This is a genomic window from Bartonella taylorii 8TBB (assembly GCF_902825155.1).
GTDB lineage: Bacteria > Pseudomonadota > Alphaproteobacteria > Rhizobiales > Rhizobiaceae > Bartonella > Bartonella taylorii_A.
The window spans coordinates 1-20604 of the sequence record NZ_CADEAG010000002.1 but is presented as its reverse complement, the minus strand read 5'-3'; the positions used below and the strand labels follow the sequence as shown (position 1 = coordinate 20604).

13 protein-coding genes, 2 tRNA genes and 2 pseudogenes are annotated in these 20604 nt (G+C 38.4%); 11 read left to right on the top strand and 6 right to left on the bottom strand.

Annotated features, from left to right (window positions below; all coding sequences use genetic code 11):
- Window positions 1-431: 431 nt before the first annotated feature.
- Window positions 432-1508, bottom strand: coding sequence for an Mrp/NBP35 family ATP-binding protein (locus tag J7R13_RS02295; protein ID WP_208437299.1), 1077 nt, complete (start codon window positions 1506-1508; stop codon window positions 432-434).
- 605 nt (window positions 1509-2113) lie between these two features.
- Between J7R13_RS02295 and rpmH the strand changes: the two genes are divergently transcribed.
- The 9 genes and pseudogenes from rpmH to J7R13_RS02250 all read left to right on the top strand — a co-directional run bounded on the left by rpmH (window position 2114) and on the right by J7R13_RS02250 (window position 10639).
- Window positions 2114-2248 (top strand): 50S ribosomal protein L34, encoded by a 135-nt coding sequence (gene rpmH / locus J7R13_RS02290; protein WP_208437298.1) that lies wholly within the window; start codon window positions 2114-2116, stop codon window positions 2246-2248.
- A gap of 117 nt (window positions 2249-2365) precedes the next feature.
- Window positions 2366-2758, top strand: a complete 393-nt coding sequence (rnpA, locus tag J7R13_RS02285) for a ribonuclease P protein component (RefSeq protein ID WP_208437297.1) — start codon at window positions 2366-2368, stop codon at window positions 2756-2758.
- Complete coding sequence (gene yidC, locus J7R13_RS02280) at window positions 2748-4586, top strand: membrane protein insertase YidC (RefSeq protein ID WP_208437296.1); 1839 nt, start codon at window positions 2748-2750, stop codon at window positions 4584-4586. Before rnpA ends, yidC begins: the two co-directional genes overlap by 11 nt.
- The gene (gene yihA / locus J7R13_RS02275) at window positions 4583-5230 is read left to right on the top strand and encodes a ribosome biogenesis GTP-binding protein YihA/YsxC (protein ID WP_208437295.1); all 648 of its coding nucleotides are present in this window, start codon (window positions 4583-4585) and stop codon (window positions 5228-5230) included. The genes yidC and yihA overlap by 4 nt, the downstream gene beginning before the upstream one ends.
- 139 nt (window positions 5231-5369) lie before the next feature.
- Entirely contained in the window at window positions 5370-6062 is a 693-nt protein-coding gene (locus J7R13_RS02270; protein WP_004859723.1) for a glutathione S-transferase family protein, read from the top strand.
- A 571-nt stretch (window positions 6063-6633) separates the two neighbouring features.
- Window positions 6634-7446 carry a 4-hydroxy-tetrahydrodipicolinate reductase gene (gene dapB / locus J7R13_RS02265; protein ID WP_208437294.1) on the top strand — a complete coding sequence of 271 codons (813 nt, stop codon included), beginning with the start codon at window positions 6634-6636 and terminating at the stop codon, window positions 7444-7446.
- A 28-nt stretch (window positions 7447-7474) separates the two neighbouring features.
- Window positions 7475-8095, top strand: coding sequence for a 2,3-bisphosphoglycerate-dependent phosphoglycerate mutase (locus J7R13_RS02260; RefSeq protein ID WP_208437293.1), 621 nt, complete (start codon window positions 7475-7477; stop codon window positions 8093-8095).
- Window positions 8096-8206: 111 nt separating this feature from the next.
- Window positions 8207-8291 (top strand) — tRNA-Leu (locus J7R13_RS02255).
- 1128 nt (window positions 8292-9419) lie between these two features.
- Window positions 9420-10639, top strand: a pseudogene (locus J7R13_RS02250) (MFS transporter).
- An 865-nt stretch (window positions 10640-11504) separates the two neighbouring features.
- Here J7R13_RS02250 and J7R13_RS02245 read toward each other — a convergent pair.
- Window positions 11505-11595, bottom strand: a tRNA-Ser gene (locus J7R13_RS02245).
- A 308-nt stretch (window positions 11596-11903) separates the two neighbouring features.
- Between J7R13_RS02245 and J7R13_RS02240 the strand changes: the two genes are divergently transcribed.
- On the top strand, window positions 11904-13109 hold the full coding sequence (locus J7R13_RS02240) for a porin (RefSeq protein ID WP_208437292.1): 1206 nt from the start codon (window positions 11904-11906) through the stop codon (window positions 13107-13109).
- 751 nt (window positions 13110-13860) lie between these two features.
- Here J7R13_RS02240 and J7R13_RS02235 read toward each other — a convergent pair.
- The 4 genes from J7R13_RS02235 to J7R13_RS02220 all read right to left on the bottom strand — a co-directional run bounded on the left by J7R13_RS02235 (window position 13861) and on the right by J7R13_RS02220 (window position 19940).
- Entirely contained in the window at window positions 13861-14823 is a 963-nt protein-coding gene (locus J7R13_RS02235; protein WP_208437291.1) for an N-acetylmuramoyl-L-alanine amidase, read from the bottom strand.
- A 731-nt stretch (window positions 14824-15554) separates the two neighbouring features.
- Window positions 15555-17729, bottom strand: a complete 2175-nt coding sequence (locus tag J7R13_RS02230) for an isocitrate/isopropylmalate dehydrogenase family protein (RefSeq protein ID WP_208437290.1) — start codon at window positions 17727-17729, stop codon at window positions 15555-15557.
- Window positions 17726-18457, bottom strand: a complete 732-nt coding sequence (locus J7R13_RS02225) for an alpha/beta fold hydrolase (protein WP_208437289.1) — start codon at window positions 18455-18457, stop codon at window positions 17726-17728. The genes J7R13_RS02230 and J7R13_RS02225 overlap by 4 nt, the downstream gene beginning before the upstream one ends.
- A 286-nt stretch (window positions 18458-18743) precedes the next feature.
- The gene (locus tag J7R13_RS02220; protein WP_208437288.1) at window positions 18744-19940 is read right to left on the bottom strand and encodes a multidrug effflux MFS transporter; all 1197 of its coding nucleotides are present in this window, start codon (window positions 19938-19940) and stop codon (window positions 18744-18746) included.
- Between the two features lie 366 nt (window positions 19941-20306).
- Between J7R13_RS02220 and J7R13_RS02215 the strand changes: the two are divergent.
- Window positions 20307-20604: pseudogene (locus tag J7R13_RS02215) on the top strand (DUF3792 domain-containing protein); the annotation flags it as partial.

Genomic DNA, 20604 nt, shown 5'->3' with positions numbered 1-20604 from the left:
TCCCGATAACCTCTATAACCGGCATTTTTAAAATCAGCCTCATTTATCGATGTTAAAATCTTTACCCCAAGTAAAAATGAATCACTTACTAGCAACAGCAACAACTGACTGTATCATTTTTAGATAACATGAACTATCCGTACCGCAACATCTCATTTTGCAACGCTATGATCAATATTCAGCAACTTCGTATAAAAAAACCGTGTTTTTCGCACTCAAATGAGATCTTTCATCCCATTAACAAAAAAACAACTGACAGCTTTTTTATAAAAACAAAATTATCGCTCACCGTATGATTAGTTTTTTGCCCATTTCACATCTAAAAAATCTAACCCAAAAATGAGACATTCATGGAATGCAATTCCCATAAAAACAGCTATTTATGTTTTTTAATATTGTGTCCTAGAAAACTCTCTAAGAAAAACGTAAATCTAACAAAATTTGTCTTTCACTTGATCAACAATCGCACGATAAAGTTTGGCATGCTCCTCATCAGGCTTAGCGACAAAGATAGGTACACCGCCATCTGAGGAAGACCGCAAAGCCGCATCAAGTGGCACTTCTGCTAAGAAAGGTACCCCTCGGCGTTCTGCTTCTGCACGCGTGCCACCATAACCAAAAATATCGTAGCGTTTTCGCGTATCAGGAGCAATAAAATAACTCATATTTTCAATGAGTCCTAAAATGGGAACATCGACTTTCATAAACATTTCTATCGCTTTACGTGCATCAACCAAGGCAAGCTCCTGTGGAGTAGAAACAACCAACGCACCCGTTAACTGCACTTGTTGAGCAAGTGTCAATTGTGCATCCCCTGTACCTGGTGGCATATCCACCACCAAAACATCAAGAGGTTCCCATAAAACATCTCTGAGCAATTGCGTCACAGCCGCCATTACCATAGGGCCACGCCATACCACTGGTTTTTCTTCCCCAACCAAAAAACCCATCGACATCAATTTAAGTCCGAATTTTTCAAGAGGTTGAAGTTTTTTCTCGCCAATAAGCTGTGGTTTTTGGTTAACAAGTCCTGTCAACCGTGGCAAAGATGGACCATAAATATCCGCATCCATCAAACCTGTTTTGAAACCAGAATCCTGTAAAGCTAAGGCAATATTTATCGCCATTGTAGATTTGCCAACCCCCCCCTTTCCAGAAGCAACCGCAATTACATGCCGCACACCTTCTATCGGCGTTTTTGCAGGCAATCCCTTTACTCTACGTTTTGACGCAAGAAAATGAGACGATACCTTCGATTTTTTTTCTGCCGTAAGTGTAACAACAACAGATTCAACCCCATCCAAAGCACATACCACTTCTTCAGCAACACGGCGCAGCGATTCCCATTCTTGCACACGTCCATCTGGAACTGTAATGGAAAAGAAAACCTTACCATGCGCAATCAATATTTCTGAAACAAGCCCCAATGATACAATGTCGCTTTCAAAATCCGGTCCTTTGACTTGATGTAACGCACTGCGGATAACCTCGCTTGTAATAGGATTCATGCTCTTTCCTCTCTATACAAATGCCAGAAAATATAGCAATAATGACCAAAAACACTTCAACTTAACCACCTGAAATTTTCCACTTTATGAGAATTATAAAATGTAAATATATTACACTTTATCTCTATAAAACAGGAAACCAGTCTCAATAAAAACCTCGAGCATAAAATCTGGTACAAAATCCTATGAAACATGTTTCATGTAACACTTTACGAATGTTTCTATAAAGGCCTTTAAGAGGCAAAACTGAACACACTTTTTATGTTAAAACAAATACACTTTGCTACAATCATAAAATAACAAGCAACGATTCTTTCGTTACTCCTTTAACGTCTTGAGTATTCACTTGTATTATAAAAGAGATAACTGTAAACTGAGCTATTACCAATTATTATTTTTCTTAACTTTTAAACTGTTACGAATAAAATACACATCTACTGTAGATTTTTTTGTGTCTTTTAATAAAGAGAAAAGAATAATCTAAGATTGACTTTTTTTGTGTTTTTCCTTATGAGTCAGCGGTTACATGATAGGATAGGATTGTTTACTTAGCGCATAACTGTTCATAAAATTAAGAAGGGCCGCGCTCCGCGGTATTTAAATAAATGAAACGTACTTACCAACCCTCTAGACTTGTTCGTAAACGCCGCCACGGGTTTCGTGCACGTATGGCAACAGCTGGTGGCCGTAAAATTATCGCCGCGAGGCGTGCGCGTGGACGTAAGCGATTGTCTGCTTAACCGTTTAAATTTTCACACCAATTGAATATCGCTTATGTTTTTTTGTTGTGAAGTTTTTGTTATGAATCTCCTATGCCTGCTTTTGCGGGCATTTAGCAAAATTGCGAAGCGCTCTTTATGAAGAAAAAACATCCCTGCCGTATTCGCAAGAGAGCAGATTTTTTAGCGGTACGCACAGGAGAAAAACGACGTGGTCCTTTATTTTTGCTTGAAGTTAAGTCCTATGAACAAACAGCAGGAATAAAATCTCCTCTTGTTGCGCGTGTAGGTTTCACAGTTACACGTAGAAACGGCAATGCTGTCAAACGCAATCGTATCAAAAGACGTCTGCGCGAAGCAGTAAGGATTGGTTTAACAGAGAACATGGAAGCAGGAACAGACTATGTCATTGTGGCGCGTCCTGATGTGCTTCATGCACCTTTTGCATCTTTAATCGATGAATTAAACCGACGAATAAAACTCAAAACAAAACATCAAAAACGGCAACAGGGGTGTACGAATGGAATATAACCGCAATTTCTTTATCGCCATTGGATTGTCTTTTTGTGTGCTCATCGTATGGCAATTTCTTCATGTTGTTCCCAAACAGGCTGAGTTAGAAAAACAGCAAATCATCGCACAGCAATTGTCAAAACAACAGTCAGTACTTTCTACTCCTACTCCAAATTTTTCTGATGCAGCATCAACGCACGGATCAGCATCTGTAATTGATCACAAAATGACTCCTGAAGTCCGGAGTGCTGTGTTAGCCAAAACAAATCGTATTGCCATAAAAACCAGCGAACTTGAAGGTTCCATTAATCTTGTTGGTGCACAGTTTGATGATCTTCTCCTCAAAAAATATCGTCTGACAGTAGAGAAGAAATCACCGGAAATTGCTTTGTTGAACCCAAAGGGATTCACAACGACCTACCTTGCTGAATTTGGTTTTACCAGTCCATCTTTGTCAAAAGAAGCCTTGCCACAATCTGATACACAATGGCAAATAGAGGGAAACAATACAACACTGACCCCTTCAACACCGGTCACTTTAATTTATAATAACGGACAAGGACAAATCTTCCGCCGTATTCTTTCTGTTGATGATCACTACATGTTTACCATTGAGGATTCTATCAGCAATGAAGGGGATAAACCAATATATCTCTCATCCTATGCTCGCGTTGCACGCGCAGCTCCACCAGAACATACAAATGCAACCTACTTGCTTCATGAAGGCATGATAGGTATTGCAGGTGATTCACTTAAAACTGAGAAATATAAAAACTTAGCGGAGCTTGATCCAAATCCTGATAATGGCCAAAAAAGCATAACTTTCTCCAAAGTAACAGGAGGTTGGATTGGCATTACCGATAAATATTGGGCTGTAGCGGTTATCCCCCCACAAGATAAAGAATATACAAGCCGCTTTATTTATTTTGATCGCTTGCAAACACATTATCAGTCTGACTTGCTAGGATCGCTTTTAACTATTGCTCCAAATGAAACAAAAACCGTTACAAATCACCTTTTTGCTGGTGCAAAGCAAGTTGAAATCATTAATCATTATCAAAGTAGCTTGAAAATTAAGAAATTTGCTCTTTTAATCGATTGGGGCTGGTTTGATTTCATCACCAAACCAATGTTTTCTCTTATTGACCTTCTTTATAAGCAAACAGGCAATTTTGGTATTGCCATTCTTCTCGTCACGGTGCTCTTAAAAACGCTTCTCTTCCCGCTAGCAAATAAGTCCTATAAATCTATGGCGCGTATGAAGCTTATGCAACCGATGTTGTTAGAAATAAAAGAAAAATATCCAGATGACAGAACCAAACAACAACAAGCAATTATAGAACTATATAAAACCCAAAAAATCAATCCTCTTGCGGGCTGTTGGCCAATGTTGGTTCAATTTCCAATATTTTTTGCTCTTTATAAAGTTCTCTATATCACCATCGAAATGCGGCATGCACCTTTCTTTGGTTGGATTCAAGATTTAGCAGCACCCGATCCAACTTCCCTTTTTAATCTGTTTGGCCTTTTACCGTACACAACTCCAACGTTTCTTATGCTTGGTGCATGGCCTTTGATCATGGGAATAACGATGTTTTTACAAATGCGTATGAACCCAGCCCCTCAAGACCAAACACAAGCTATGATCTTTGCGTGGATGCCAGTCATCTTTACTTTCATGCTTGCTTCCTTCCCTGTTGGTCTTGTCATCTACTGGGCATGGAACAATATATTGTCGATGATTCAGCAAGGCATCATGATGAAACGTCAAGGAGCTAAAATTGAGCTTTTTGATAATCTTAAAGCCTTGTGGCGAAAATCACCCAAAAAAGAAGTGCATGAATGACAAAGTGTTCATCTCTTTTTGGAATTTTTTCTCGCAAGTGGGTTTTTATTCGTGGTGTACCTGCAATACGCTTTCTTCCACCAGAAGGACCACCAGAAATCGCATTTGCGGGACGTTCCAATGTTGGGAAATCATCTTTAATCAACGCACTCGTCCAACAAAAAAGCTTGGCACGTACCTCAAATACACCAGGGCGGACTCAAGAACTTAATTACTTTGTCCCCGATGGCTTCAGTGGAAAACTTGGAGATCTCCCCCCTATAGCGCTCGTAGATATGCCAGGTTATGGTTTCGCCGAAGCTCCTAAAAATATGGTTGATGCGTGGACAGAGTTGATTTTTAACTATTTGCGGGGACGTACCACATTAAAACGTGTTTATGTCTTGATTGATTCACGCCATGGAATCAAAAAAAATGATGCAGATGTTCTAGATCTTCTTGATAAAGCAGCTGTCTCTTATCAAATTGTTTTAACGAAAAGTGATAAAATAAAATCGAACGTCCTTGAAAAATTAATAATAACCACAAAAACAAAGCTGCTCAAACATCCAGCAGCATATCCTGAAATTCTTGTGACATCTTCAGAAAAAGCATTAGGTTTGGAAGAATTGCGTGCTGCCATTTTACAAGCAATCGCAGCATAGAACATATTCCTTTTATTAGAAGTTTATTAAACATAATTGTGAGCTTTTACTAATAATCTTGTACTTCTAGTAAAGCACCTTTATAAAAATTCTTATTACTTGAAAGAATTCTCATCAACTCTATTTGATAGTGTAGATTATGCTGACACTTTTTCATTCTCCTCTATCTTCTGCCTCTCGATTTATACGCCTCATTCTTGGTGAATATGGTGTAAGCACTCAACTGATTGAAGAACATGAATGGGCAAGAAGGCATGAATTCCTCGCATTGAATCCAGCTGGTCATGTCCCCGTTCTTCTTGATGAACATGAAGTTCCATTATCAGGAGCCTTTGTGATCTACGAATATTTAGATGAAACACATGGGAGTTTACGACAAGAGAACAAATTCTTTCCAGCAAACCCTTTAGACCGTGCCGAGGTGCGCCGCCTCAACGACTGGTTTTTAAATAAATTTGAAAATGAAGCAGCACGCCATATTGTACGAGAACGAATCTATAAACGTGAAATGCCGCTAGCCATTGGTGGTGGTGCTCCCAATTCACAAATTTTACGCAATGCGCGCGCCAACATTTTACCACATATGAACTATCTCAATTGGCTCTGTGCATCTCGCGACTGGTTAGTCGGCTCTGCATTATCTTATGCGGATCTAGCAGCCGCAGCATCTGTTTCTGTACTTGATTTTCTGGGGGAGATTGACTGGGAACAATCCCCCGCCGCAAAAGACTGGTATATGAGGATGAAATCGCGACCTTCTTTTCGCTCTCTTTTAACAGATCGCATCCGAGGAATTGTAGCGAGTCCTCATTATGCGGATCTTGACTTCTAAACACCTTTCCCGACAAATGGAAGTAATATTAAAGATCTCAGAGAAATATGCTTCTGCACCAATAAAATCTTATGCATTTTTATACACCATGTAAGGGATTGACTTATAAAGACAGTTCATCATTTTACAATTGGAAATCTTCCAAATACAAGAATATTTTCTTATTTCCGCCCTATCTTATGATGAATCAAAAAATGTTTTCTTGCACATTACAAGCAGGATTAGCGTGCAAATAAAAATCATTTCAGAAAGAATTTAAAATGCCTCTTAATGAATTGTTTAAATGCAAAAACTGTAGCAGTATTGAGAGCTGAAGAATAGAATGATGGTGCCAACTTGTAATCCTCCATTCTGCCCAATACATATAAAAAACGTATTGCGTAACACTCACATTGTTTACTCTATAACGAAAACAAAAGCTCTTTTTATCATGTTATCATGCACTTCTATAAACTAGCAATTCCTTCACACAACTAAAGAAGTAAAATTTTTTCTATAGAGAATAAAGAACCGTTGGAAAGAGAGAGAGAATTTGCCTATACTTAAAAAGTAAAGTTATAAGGAGAAAAATATGCGCCTTACAGTTGTTGGTGCTAATGGAAAAATGGGGCGCGAGCTCATTACAGCTATCCAAGATAGAAAAGATATAGAGCTTTGTGCTGTGCTTGTGCGCAAAGGATCACCTTTTGTAAACAAAGATGCCGGCACATTGATTGGTTCAAACCCTCTTGGCATTCAGATCACGGATGATCCTGAAAATGCTTTTTCTCATACTGAAGGTATTTTAGATTTTTCACAGCCACAAGCCAGTATTCTCTACGCCAACTATGCTGCTCAAAAAGGTCTTGCCCATATTATTGGCACAACGGGATTTAGTAAAACAGAAGAAGAAAAAATTGCAGATTTTGCGAAATATACAACTATTGTCAAATCCGGCAATATGAGCCTTGGGATAAATTTGTTAGCGAACTTTGTAAAGAGAGCTGCCAAAGCATTAGAACCTGATGATTTTGATATTGAAATTTACGAAATGCATCACGCTAGCAAAGTTGATGCCCCTTCAGGAACAGCTCTTCTTCTTGGGCAAGCAGCAGCAGAAGGTCGTGATATTATGCTTAAAAATGTGAGTGTAAGTGAACGCAGTGGCCATATAGGTAAACGCAAAAAAGGCACAATAGGCTTTGCCTGTTCACGGGGTGGAACGGTTGTTGGCGACCATAGTGTCACTTTTGCCGGCCAAAATGAGCGTATCGTTTTTTCACACGCAGCGCAAGAACGCTCTATTTTTGCCAATGGTGCATTAAAAGCAGCTTTATGGGCAAAGAACCACGAAAATGGTCTTTATTCAATGCTTGACGTTTTGGGATTGAACGATGAATTTTAAACAGTCAATGTAATGTAGGAAATTCATAATGGGACGCACACTTGTACTTATCCGTCACGGACAAAGTGAATGGAATCTCAAAAACCTTTTTACCGGTTGGAAAGATCCCGATTTGACAAAAAAAGGTCATGCTGAAGCAATAGCTGCAGGGAAGAAACTTAAAGAAGCTGGTTTAAAATTTGATATTGCTTATACATCTGCCTTACAGCGCGCGCAAAAAACGGCGCAACACATTTTAGAGCAGATGGAACAATCTGATTTGCAATTGATAAAAAATCCAGCATTGAATGAGCGAAATTATGGTGATCTTGCTGGTCTGAATAAAGATGAGGTCCGTCACCAATGGGGAGAGGAGCAAGTGCAAATATGGCGCCGCTCTTATACGATTCCTCCCCCTAATGGAGAAAGTCTACGCGATACTGGTGCACGCGTTTGGCCTTACTATCTTTACCATATCCAACCGCATATTTTGCGCTCTAAAACTGTTTTGGTCGCAGCACACGGTAACACTCTTCGTGCTCTTATTATGGCACTTGAAGGTTTAAATGGTGAGGAAATTATCTCTCAAGAATTAGCAACCGGTATTCCTATTATTTATACATTTAATTCTGACTCAACAATTTTATCAAAGACAATCATCACACCTTAAATTTCTAAAATCGTAGTGGACATAAGGAGTTTAACTCAATAATTTTGAGCTGAAAAACAAATTTTATAATTTTATTGACAGAGCTGTTTCACAAGCTTAGATGAATCTTAAGCCCAGATGGCGGAATTGGTAGACGCGCAGGTTTCAGGTACCTGTGCCGCAAGGCGTGGAGGTTCGAGTCCTCTTTTGGGCACCAAATGTATTTATGTTACATTTCCTTATCGATTTTGTATATCTTTTTAAGGTAAAGAAAGTTGCCAATTTCTATAGAAAATAAAAATGCACAGATATACCCCATTTTTTAGCCACCTCTGTTAGTCTATTACTGGCATACAATAGCTTTCTTATCGTAAAAAATTCAATCAAAACGATTAACAACTGTCTATCAATATGTACCTAAGAAGCAATCATTGGTTGTCAATATACTTACATACTAAAGCTGACTTATCTAAAGCTTGCCCTCATTACTATTTTTATAGAAATATGCATCCTCTATCATAAAAATGTATTTACAATAATGCCGTTTCGACATAACCTGCCTCTGTCACACACATGGCGAATAATAAAAACATAGAAATTAAGGGGGGAAGCCGATAGAACCGCAATATATTTGGGGGAATATACCTGTATTTCCCGCCTAAGAAAGTAATACAATTTTTGGATAAAATTGCGAAGTAGTTTGTTATCAATGATCGAAACTACTGGAAGAATTTGGTACTTCTCACCGCACAATGAGTCGATATAGCCAACCTATTCTCTTTATTGAACAAGATAGTGGATTTCTTAAAACAACTATTCTTCAACGTGAACTGATACAAAGAAACAGCAAAAAGAAGTTCATGAATTACAAATGTTAATTACTGAAAAAGAAAATATCAACAAATTACCCAAAGCTGATTTATGGATCACTTCTGCTGATATACTTGATTAACTAGTACCACAGATAAATGAATGGTATATACAAAAAAACAAGCTTATATAAATTCCGGCTATGTCAATGATATAGATGTTTTGGCTCTTTTTACATACTTGAACAAACTGGTTGCTACGCATGCAGCTCATCCATAGGAAATCTCCCCCCAAAAAGTGACCACTTAATCTATAAAGCTTGTGCTGCTATCAATAATAACTTTAAAGTTGCAACCTTTTCCCCCGTAAATGCTCTTTCAGCCTCAATGTGCGCCAATGATGCTCTTAAATTTTTGGGTGGTTATGGTGATCTACTTTCCACTAATCGCCGTGTAGGGATATGGAGCAGCAAACTTTTCACAGAAGAGCGTTCCTTAAAAAAGAATCCTCACTGCAAAGTCTGTGGAACAAAACAATGAACAGACCCCGAACACTCGCTGTAACCTATGGATCCTACCACGCAGTACGGATGTTGATCGGTGTTTATCACGCCATTTTTTTGATGTCTATGGGTGCTAGCCTATCCCAATTGGCTCTGCTGCAAATCACCTTTTCGGGAACCGTCTTGCTCCTTGATTTTCCCTGTGCTGTTTTTGCTGACAAATATCGGCGTAAATACTCGGTCACAGCTGGAGTTTTCATGACTGGATTGTTTTATATTCTCTGCCTTCAAGCCCCCAATATGACAGCACTTATCATTTCACAGATCTTCTATGCAGCAGGAATTTGTCTTATTGTCAGCGCCATTGACGGATGGATTTACCATTCTCTAGGCAACAAACAGGATCTCTTTTCGCATTATGCGCATCTTTCTCACCAAGTAAATTCCTTCGGAAGCGTTATGAGTGGTATCGTAGGAATTGCAACGATATATTACTCGCAGCAATATTTCATGGGATATATCATCTCGTGCCTGATGATGGGGGTACTTCTCTTTGTATTTCTTATTGTTCCTGAAGAGACGAAATCAAAAAGTGAAGGGACAAAAACAAAAACCATCCTACAAAATGCTAAAGAAACGCTCTGGATATTTCAAAACACCGTGGGAGGAGCATGGTTTGTTTTTCTGATGTGCCTTTTCAGCGCTGGTATTCAGATTATCTATCACTTCTGGCAGCCGATAATACTCTCAGGGGGAAAAATCAATCACCTCAACGGCTCACAGATGTTAATATTAATGTGCTGCCATATCGGAGCCTTCTCAGCGCAATATTTTTCCAATTTACTGATGTCTAAGTATCACGTCTTTGATAAAAAATATAAGAATTCTGTAAAATATTTTTCCTTTTTTTCTGCCCTTATGTGCATAGCGCTTTATTTTTTCGTCCATAGCAATCAAACCACTGCATCAATCATCGCATTTTCGTTAATTCATAGTTTCATTTGCACTGTACCGATAGGCGCAAAAAGTTTGTTTTTTCAGAGCTTACCCAAAAACAAACTCAGCATATTTCCGGTGTTGTTGGCGCTGTATCCTTCAGCGGAAGAATATTTTCAATCGCCGTGTTAAGCGTTATCTCTCTTCTTCCTGCAAAAGTGTCACCTTCTTATTATCTTATATTACCAACCGTGACTTTTTTCATGTGTGGTTTGTTTATCATGAGATGGATGACGCTCTCTCGCAAATCTATATGAGAAGAAAATCATACAATTACCATCTCCAAATGTTTTCTTTTGAAATATATCTTATGCTTTTTTGACCTTCTGCACATCGAAACATTTCAAAATACAACGCAGACATCATAAAGCTATTATTGCTCACCGGAATCGAAGTACCTGAAACAACAACACATCCAAACACATTAATAGGTTTATAAAACGATATGATGATAACTTTGGCATCAGCATATAAATCAAGCCACACTCAATCTCTTCTTATCTTGTGATAACAAAACACTCAAGGCGGTAAAGTTGTATAGTAATTGTGCGTAAAGAACACAAACCACAGCATAGGATACAAAAAGTTTATGAACTGCGAACGTCTATTAAAAACGACAAAATTGTGCTTTTAAAATTACAAAGATATCATCCCCCAAGATTTAGGTAACCTTATTAAGGTTTAGCCTGCATGATTGCTCAAACTGAGTAACATCGTAGCAAAAAACTGTGCAACATCTCTAAAACTCATTCTAATGCTCCCAAAACCCATTTTAATGAAAACCTCGAATTTTGACACTTCACATAAAACTACCCAAAAACAGTTCATACAACAATTCAATAATACAAAGAAACTTTCTGTAGCTACTCAAAATTTTCTGAAAGCATGCAATGTTTTTTAAATGAACAATTGACAAGGAGCTTTTAGAAGATAATCCAATTTTAGAGCGTAAAAAAATATCTTTTAACAACAAACAGAGCATCGCTACACAGTAAAAACTGCAAACCGCAAGAGATACACTCTCGAAGCAAAAAGACTACAAAAATGTCGGGATAGGAAAAAATAAATCAAAGCACTAAAAATGCCTAGCCTTATTTATGAACCCTTGATTTTATTGATGAATGGCGGAGAGGAAGAGATTCGAACTCTCGAGAGCCTTTTGAGCCCTACTCCCTTAGCAGGGGAGCGCCTTCGACCACTCGGCCACCTCTCCAAGGACGTGCATAAATGGTATCAACAGAAACTTCAAGACATTTTCGATTTTTTTCAAAAATATCTAAAGTTTTTCCTTTTTAGTGACCCCCAAGAGGATAAAAAGTTAACAAAACAAAAATTGTGCCTTTTTTGCCACACCGCCTTGAATAGTACACGAATATCCTTCAGAAAGATAATTTCATATTTGTATCTTTGAAAAAGATAAGTATAGCTAGAAATATAAGTATCGCGTATTTTTGCCTTTCATGAGTTGAGCAAATAATATTCCCTAGAAAAGATTAAACTACCTTTCATTGGAGATCCACTATGAATATTAAATCCCTCTTTTTAAGCTCTACAGCAGCTTTTTTAGCAATTTCTGGAGCACAAGCAGCTTCCACAGTGATTCCAGAACCAGAGCCTGTAGAATATATTCGCGTTTGCGATGCATACGGGAAAGGATATTTCTATATCCCCGGAACAGAGACTTGCATGCGTTTGTCAGGAAATGTCCGCGCTGATTTTCTAGGTGGTGATGACGTTGATGCAACAACCGATGCTGACTTAGCAAAAAAAAGAAAAACCTATAGTGCATCATCACGATTGACCCTTGTTTTTCAAGCCGCTTCTGAAACAGAAATGGGCACACTCCGTTCCTATGCACGCATCTACTCAAGCTGGGGTGATGGTGCTAAAAAAGCTGGCGCAACACTCTCCGCTGCTTACATTGAACTGGGTGGTTTTCGCGTAGGTCTTGATGACACAATTTTCAACAGTTGGACCGGTGGTTATGGAAACGTTCTAAATGATGACAGCATAGCACCAGCTGGTAACACACGTACCAATTTTATTTCTTACACCTTTAGTGGTGACTCTGGCTTTTCTGCCATTATCGGAGCCGAATTAGGCAACGCCTCAGGTCCTGCCCCTATCGAGGATACATACTACTATATCGATAATGATGATAAAATTGCTATTGTTCCTAATGACCGTCTCCCAAGTAAAGGGATAAAAAATTACACTCCTAATCTGGTTTTTGGTATAAAATTTATGCAAAAATGGGGTGGTTTTTCAACAGTTGCCGCTTATGATGCTTATTACAAAAAATGGGCTGGTAAAGTACGTGTAGATTTCAACGTCAATGATCATTTTAACCTATGGGTAATGGCTGGCTATAAAAATAGTGTTGATTACTACACAAAAGATGAAAACAATGTATTATCACGACAGAACACAACAATCTACGCAAACTGGGGAGGCAAATGGGCTGCTTGGGCTGGTGCAACTTACAAACTCACTCCAAAAGCAGATTTGAACGCTCAAGTTTCCTATAGCGCTGTCAAAACCTTTGCAACTTCTGTGAATATTGCATACACGCTGGTTCCAGGCTTTGTGATCACACCAGAGCTCACTTATGTTTCTTGGAACGATGATCGCTCCTTAAAAAGCATCGACAATGCTACAACACATACACATGCTCTGCATGGGAAAAGTGCTTTACAAGGTATGATTCGCTTCCAGCGCTCATTCTAATCCCTTTGAACTATATTTTTAAAAACTGGCAACGTATGTTGCCAGTTTTTAATCTTTGAAGTTCCCTAGGATAACTATAACACTATCTCATGATGTTTTTTTGCCACTATCTCTGCAAAAAGCTGCTTACTGTTATAACAACATTCCAAACAAATGAACCTCTCGATGAATGCCTTCACAAGCCTTACACATGTGATTTAAATAAATAATGCAGATTTTTATCACTAGAGAATTTATCATCAAAGCTGTGTAAATATCTTCAAAATAAAACAAAATGAGCAGGATATAGCTTCAATGCATTAGACAATTGATCATAGAAATATTTTTAGTAAAAATGATCATGCTAAAATAAATAACGAAATTCTTTACAACTTGAGTATTTGTAAATACGTCAAAAATATCCTCTTAAGAGTAGAATTGATGTATATTTTTCAAAACCCTGAAAACATTGGCACCTATATTCTTTGCAGTGCGCATGCCATCATTCTATTTACCAGCTCCCAATGTTACAACTGATCTTGCATAGAGACGGTCCATAGGAGGTTACCTCTTTTTAAATGAGGGTGTTTCATAAACGATAAAGAAACGGGTTTTAAAGTTTACCTCTTCAAACTACAGAGCTTTTTCCATGAATAGCTTTATATGGAATTTTTCTCTCACACCGTAAGCAAGCCTCTTTCACACAAACCCAATAGACAAAATAAAAAAACACTGGTCATAGAAAACACACACTATGAGAATTATGCGCATTTTAATAAAGATGCACTGAATTATTCGACGGAAAATACTTATCTACCAAAGCGTAAATAATGGCCGCTGTTTCAACATCCAAAATCCCATCATAATTTTCTTGACGAAAATGAAGTTGAAACGCTCGGATCAAATTCTTATATCCAATTTCGGTACATGCAACCGAAATATCGTATCCATAACATTTCAGTTTAGCCCAAATATCCTCTTTAGCTGGAAGACCCTTAGAGAACTTTTTTTGATAATGATCTTTTAGTTCATCATCATACCATGCCCCTATACCAGCCATATAAAGTTCTTTCCACGGGAAAGCTGCCCCTGGATCACTCTTCCTTCCAATGGCAATATCACTGTGTCCAACAACATCGACTGGCATGATATCTGGATACCGTTGAAGAATATTCAATGCCAGTTCCTTAACTGCATCAATTTGCGTTGGATTATAAGGAGGAAATACAAAATCTGCATTATTGTAAGTAGTGAGGTTAATTGTCTCAAACTGTAGAGCTGTACCACTCACATGAGTGCCCTCAGCCCATGAACAAACATTAGTCTGTAATTGGCACCCATCTTTATTAACGAGATTTAAAACACGCGCATCCTTTAAAGCTACTTCAACATACGTCTGCTCTACACTATCAGAATGACCAGTAGCTAAATTGACTATTTCAATCCCAATAGAGGTATCATTTATATTATTACGCCCCGCCCATGAACTCACACCCGCATGCCACGCACGCTCGTTTTCATCTACCAGATTAAAGATACGCATATCCTTAAACCCTGCCTCAATATACGTCTGCTCTGATGGATCAGGAACAAGATAGTGAGCACTAACTCTCTCTCCTGTGAGAGCCATAACTGACTCCTTAAAATTTAGGGAGGTATAATGCATGATAAGAAAATGAACACGACGACTAAAGCTCTTGGTAGAACGATAACTGTTATAATCAATCTGATACATAGAAATCCTGCCTTTTCTAGTTCAAAAACACCATCGCACATTACAACAGATATTACACGAAATGCGTGTTGAACAACATACAACCAGATATCGCCACACAAAAGGCATAAGAACTAATCATCGTGCGATATAAAAACATGAGAAGTGTACTCATGATATCTTTATGTCGATTTATTGGCAGACCCATAAAAAATGCATATTCGCGATTAACTCTTCACTGTGTATTTCCTACAAAACTCGCAAACTTTTTCTGTACAGTCACAAATAATTAAGATCCCTTCTTATTTTTTCATAAAGAAGTTTTCTCTATCTCTCTTCTTAAAAGCATATCCCTCATCTCTAAATCAGCGCTTGCAAAAAATCTTTCTTGAACTGAATAAAACAATCTTCAAGAGATACTGTGGTTTTATCATGGAACAAAAATCCCTTTACAATTCATGTATCCTTATGATTTTCACCCAAAACTATATAAATATTTGTTGCAAAAAAGGTAATGGTGAGCTCTAGCCCCAGCAATATCCCGAACAAAACCTGAACGATAATACCGAGATTTTTTCTGTAAAAGCATTTAGAGTAGAATATTTTACCTTTATTAATACCGCTTAGCTATTGTTTGATGTCAAAGGAAACGCTAGTAAATATAAACGATCTAGACTATCAAATAGAGCACTTTCTTTAACCCAAACAACAAAAAAATGATGTGGAGAATATTCCTAAATCCCTAAAGAGTATCATTGGCGTTTCTCCGTTTGCAAATATCTTTTTAAAACTAACCAAGCCGCATATTCCTGTAAGACTACACCTAAAAGCGGACGTGTATAGGGAAAAGTTACACGCTCATCATCATAGCCTTTCATCCGTATAGTTATAGTAGCATGTCCAAGACTTTCTTCTTGATTTTCTAGTATCTCCAAAGAAGGTGACAAGCTAACCTCAACCTCAAGCTTCGGAACATTTTTTGTACTTTTTTCTGTTGAGTGAAAATATTGTAAAAGGTGCGGATCAGTCGCAAACCAATGAACTTCTGCACGCATTGCCAATTGTTTACTAGCAGTAGTAACTTCTGCACCAACCAAATATGGGCGAAAATGATTTTCAAATTCTTCGATTAAATGCTGCGCCAAAGGCGCTTCTGATTCACCAACCAATTGCACCAAAACATAAGGACTTTTCCATAAAAAATGCCGTTCAAATGGCTCATTTTCAAGATGACAATCAACCCACTGGGCAATTGTACTTTCATCAATTCCAATCAAAGTCCATGCATATTGAGCACGCGATACAGAAGAATATTTCTTCTCATTGTGTTCTAAATAATTCTCTAAAAGCGCAAGAGCCTGTGATGGCGGCCCAGGCAAAACAACAAGCGTACTTCCAAAACAAGAGAGATAAAACCCTGGTGCTGTACCAGTAAGATTGTCAAGTACGGTTGCTGTTTCTGGAAACAACGCTTGACGCGCATTGCTGGCATCAGGTGCAATACCTAACCGTTGTAATTGACCTTTTATCGTTTGCCAAACAGCTTCATGATGAACCAAAGGCTGCTGTACGGCTTGAGCAACCGCATCACGTGTTTTGTCATCTGATGTTGGTCCCAATCCCCCACTGATAATGATAAGATCTTCTTGTCCAAGACAAGCAATCACTGTCTCACTTATTTGCTGTAATTGATCAGCACAAACAAAATGCTGTGTTACTTGGATATTTCTCCTGTTTAAACTCTGACTCAAATACTGCAAATTCGTATTCAAATATTGTCCTGAAAGGAGTTCATCACCCACCGTAATAATTGCTGCACGACAAACAGAGACAGGCTTCACAAGAGAATTAAGAACAACTTCAGCCATTTGACGTGTAGAGGCTACGCCTCCAAAATCATAAGTGACAGTTTTTCCAATGCGAATAACCTGATCAACACTTTGAGATAATTGTTTTGCCTCCTCCTGAAAACCTAAATGCTCCAAGAGTAAAGCCGTGGTATAAAGCATGGCAAAAGGATTTGCTTTATTTTGTCCAGCAATGCGCGGTGCACTCCCATGAACTGGTTGAAAATAAGCAATTTTGCTGCCTACATTTGCGCTAGACGCAAGCCCCAATCCGCCCATCACTCCAGCAGCAAGGTCAGAGAGAATATCGCCAAACATGTTTTCAGCAACAATCACACTAAACTGCTCTGGTTTTGTTGCAATCCACAAAGCAACCGCATCAACATTATGAATATCTGCTTCGATTTCTGGATAATTTTGCGCGATTTTCTCAAAAATTTCCTGAGCAAATTGTCCACTTTCCCGCATAACATTTGGTTTATCAGCAAAAGTAACCCGCTTAAATCCGTGTTTGCGTGCATAAGAAAAAGCGTATTCAAATAACCGCTCTAAACCAAAGCGTGTTTGCAAACGGACCGTCCACGCAGCCTCCTCAAGACCATATTTTTCTAAATTGGGGTGTTTTAACCAGGCGGCTGTTTCAGGAGTTATTCCACGAAAATCTAATCCCGCATAAAGGCCTTCACTATTCTCTCTGATAACACAAAACTGAAAAGGCTTTCTCGGACCGAAAATGTATCTGATAGGGCGTATATTCGCAAACAAACCTAACTTTTGGCGAAGTTGAATAACAGGCGAAACATAGGCAAGTTTTTTCTCCCTTAAATGCGGTGCAAGTTCTTTTAAAGCCGTTTCTTTTCCTTTACTGGTCACAGCTCCAAGTAAAACAGCATCACTCTCAGTGATTTTTTGCCAAGTGGCTTGAGGAACAGAATCTCCTTCCTGTTTCCAACATTCCCAACCAATATCGCCATAAGTAAACTCGATAGGCAATTGAAATTGCTCCAAGACCATCAGCGCAGCATCACAGACCTCAAGCCCCACCCCATCACCAGGTAATACAAGAATTTTCTTTTTCATAATCTATCAATCCATTCATCAATGACTGCATCCGTCATAGTAGGATTATCCTCCCACAAACGCGTACCAGCACCAGAGATAATCTTATATTCATGATGCATACAATGACTTCTCGTTTGATTATCTACGGTTGCAAGTTGTGAGTTTTCACCTACCAAAGCTAAAAACTTTCCAGTGTATTTAATAATCTCATCCCTAGCATCCATTCCCAACAAGAATTTAAATCCTCTCGTCATACGTTCAATTGCCAAATTCTTTTGCTCATCAGGAATCTCTAATAAGACTCTTTTTTTCATGACCTCACGAGGACACATAAAAACATTAAGTGTTTCTAGAGCTGCCGACAGATCACCATTTTCCAATAAAGTAAGAACAGATCCAAGTCGTTGTTGCAAAGTCTTATCTGGATAGCCTGGAGCATTCACAGCGAGCACAGCCCGAACATTTGGAAGTTGCGCTGCCAACATTTGTACCAATGTCCCAGCCATAGAAAACCCCACGAACACTGAGGATTCCTTAAAATATTTTTCAAGTTTCTCTGTAATAACAGACAAAATTCCTATGGGAGAGTTATGAGAAAAAGAAGAATTATTAGGAAAAAGGGACAGTGTATCAAGTAGAGTAATTTGGAATCCTTTTGCTAAGCATAGCTTTGTAAACGAGGAACAAAAAACGCCACGATCCCAAATTGGCATCACAGGAGAAAGAATAACAATATGAAGTCCCATTATCTACACCCCACCCCTCTTGTTTCAAAACGTGAATTGTAGCAGAAACTTCCCTACTGACTATAACGCATAAAATATAGACATGGCGAAACTTTCCCGCGTATAAGCTTATCACCTGTAATAACCGCCGAAATAACTGATTGTATCAGCTATAAACTAAGCTACAATAAACTTTAAGCATGCTCGAGAAAATGAGCATCATTAAAATTCACTCTCAGGGTCTGTCATTTCCGTCTAAGCAAAATAACATCATAACGTTTTTGCACGATCTTTTTTATCACTTCACTCAATCTATTTCCAAATGCATAAAATCATGCGCTTTTCGAATATAAATTATAAACCCTAATAGACAGCATACAGCCAATGAGATCGCCATCACCCGTGGACTGTGTCCAGAGATCTTTCCAATAACCGCAGCACTTAGTGCAGCACTTCCTAATTGTAAGGCTCCCATAACACCAGAAGCTGTCCCAGCAGCTTGCGGATGCGACGAAATCGCCAACGCTGTTCCTAACGGCAATAAAAAACCATTACCAAAAGTAAGAACTGCGATAGCTACAAAACTCGTCACAAGTGGCCATGGACTTAGATACATTTGCAGAGCAAAGAGCATTCCTCCTATAACAAAAATAATATACCCGCGCCATACAGTTCTTTCCATAGACTCTCGCTTAAAAAGCCATCGCGCCACGAGATTCCCCAAAATATAGGGTAATGAGACACCAATATAACTATAACCAATATATATCGGTGATAAACCTAAAGTTGTAAGTAAAAAAGGCGATTCCACAATATACGCAAAATATGCCGCATAAGAAAAACACGGAATAAGTGCATAAAAAATAAATTGTTTATTTTTAAGCACCGCGCCCCCCCCCTTGATAAATCCCACAGGTGAAAAACGCTGACGCCTTTGAAGAGGTAATGTCTCCGTTAGTACAAAATAACAGAGCAAAATGGTAAAGAATATAAAAAGACTTAAAAAGATAAAAGTAGCATGCCAATTGAAAGCTTGTAACAACAGCCCCCCAATTAAAGGTGCAAGCGCTGGTGACATCCCAATAAAGGGGAAAACAATCAAATAAAGCTTTCCTGCTGCCTTTTTATCTAACAAATCATTGATAATAGCACGACTTAAAACAATCCCTGCACAAGCTCCGAGACCTTGTAAGAAACGTAACGCAAGAAAAACGTGAATATTATCCGTATAAAGCACACTGAGAGTGGTAAACAACCACAAAAATAAGCCAAATAGAAGTGTTTTTTTACGCCCAAAATTATCACTCAGTGGTCCATAAATAAGCTGCCCAAGTGCCAATGCAAACAGAAAAATTGCTACAGCACTCTGAATCTGGGATTCTGTTACTTGGTAGTATTGGCGCATCTCTCCAAGTGCCGGCAGAAAAATGTCTGTAGAAATCAGACCTCCTGTCGATAAACATACGATAAGTATAATGAATGATAATGTATATTTATGTTGCATAAAAAAGGCACACTTTGTAATTTAAAAAATGAATATTACTTATTATAATAAATGCTATATTATTTGTTATATAAATATAATTCTATTTTTTATTTATTAACAGAAATATATAAATGCTTTATTATAAAGCTTTTATTTTCTTTAAGAGTATTTATCTCTCATAAAACACACTTTCTCAATCAACTAGCACGAGACTAAAGTTTTTTAAGAAGACGTTTTATCATCGTTTTGGTATGATAATCAGCGCATGATTATCAGCATTTGTTTTGGGTATTTCCCCTCCATTTTTGGCGCACATTTGTCCATTTTGGAACATAATCGGTAAAAAGGCATTGTATCTCCAGCATTATTCAAGGAGATAAACACATGGAAACCCGCATTCCTGAAAACACACCCTTCGATACTCATTTTCTAGGGGAAACATCCCTAGAGAAAGAATATTCCTTTTTCTACACACCCATTTCATGGTCAGCAATCTTTGCTGGACTGGTGACAGCTTTCGCCACATCTATCTGCCTCTCTTTTCTAGTTGCAGCATTAGGCTTAAGCCAAATGGATTTCACCTCCTCAACCCCATTGGAAGGTTCTTTTCTCTCCTTTGGCATTGGTTCTCTTATCGTTATGCTGATAAGCCTTGCTTTGGGAGGTTTTGTTGCTGGGCGTT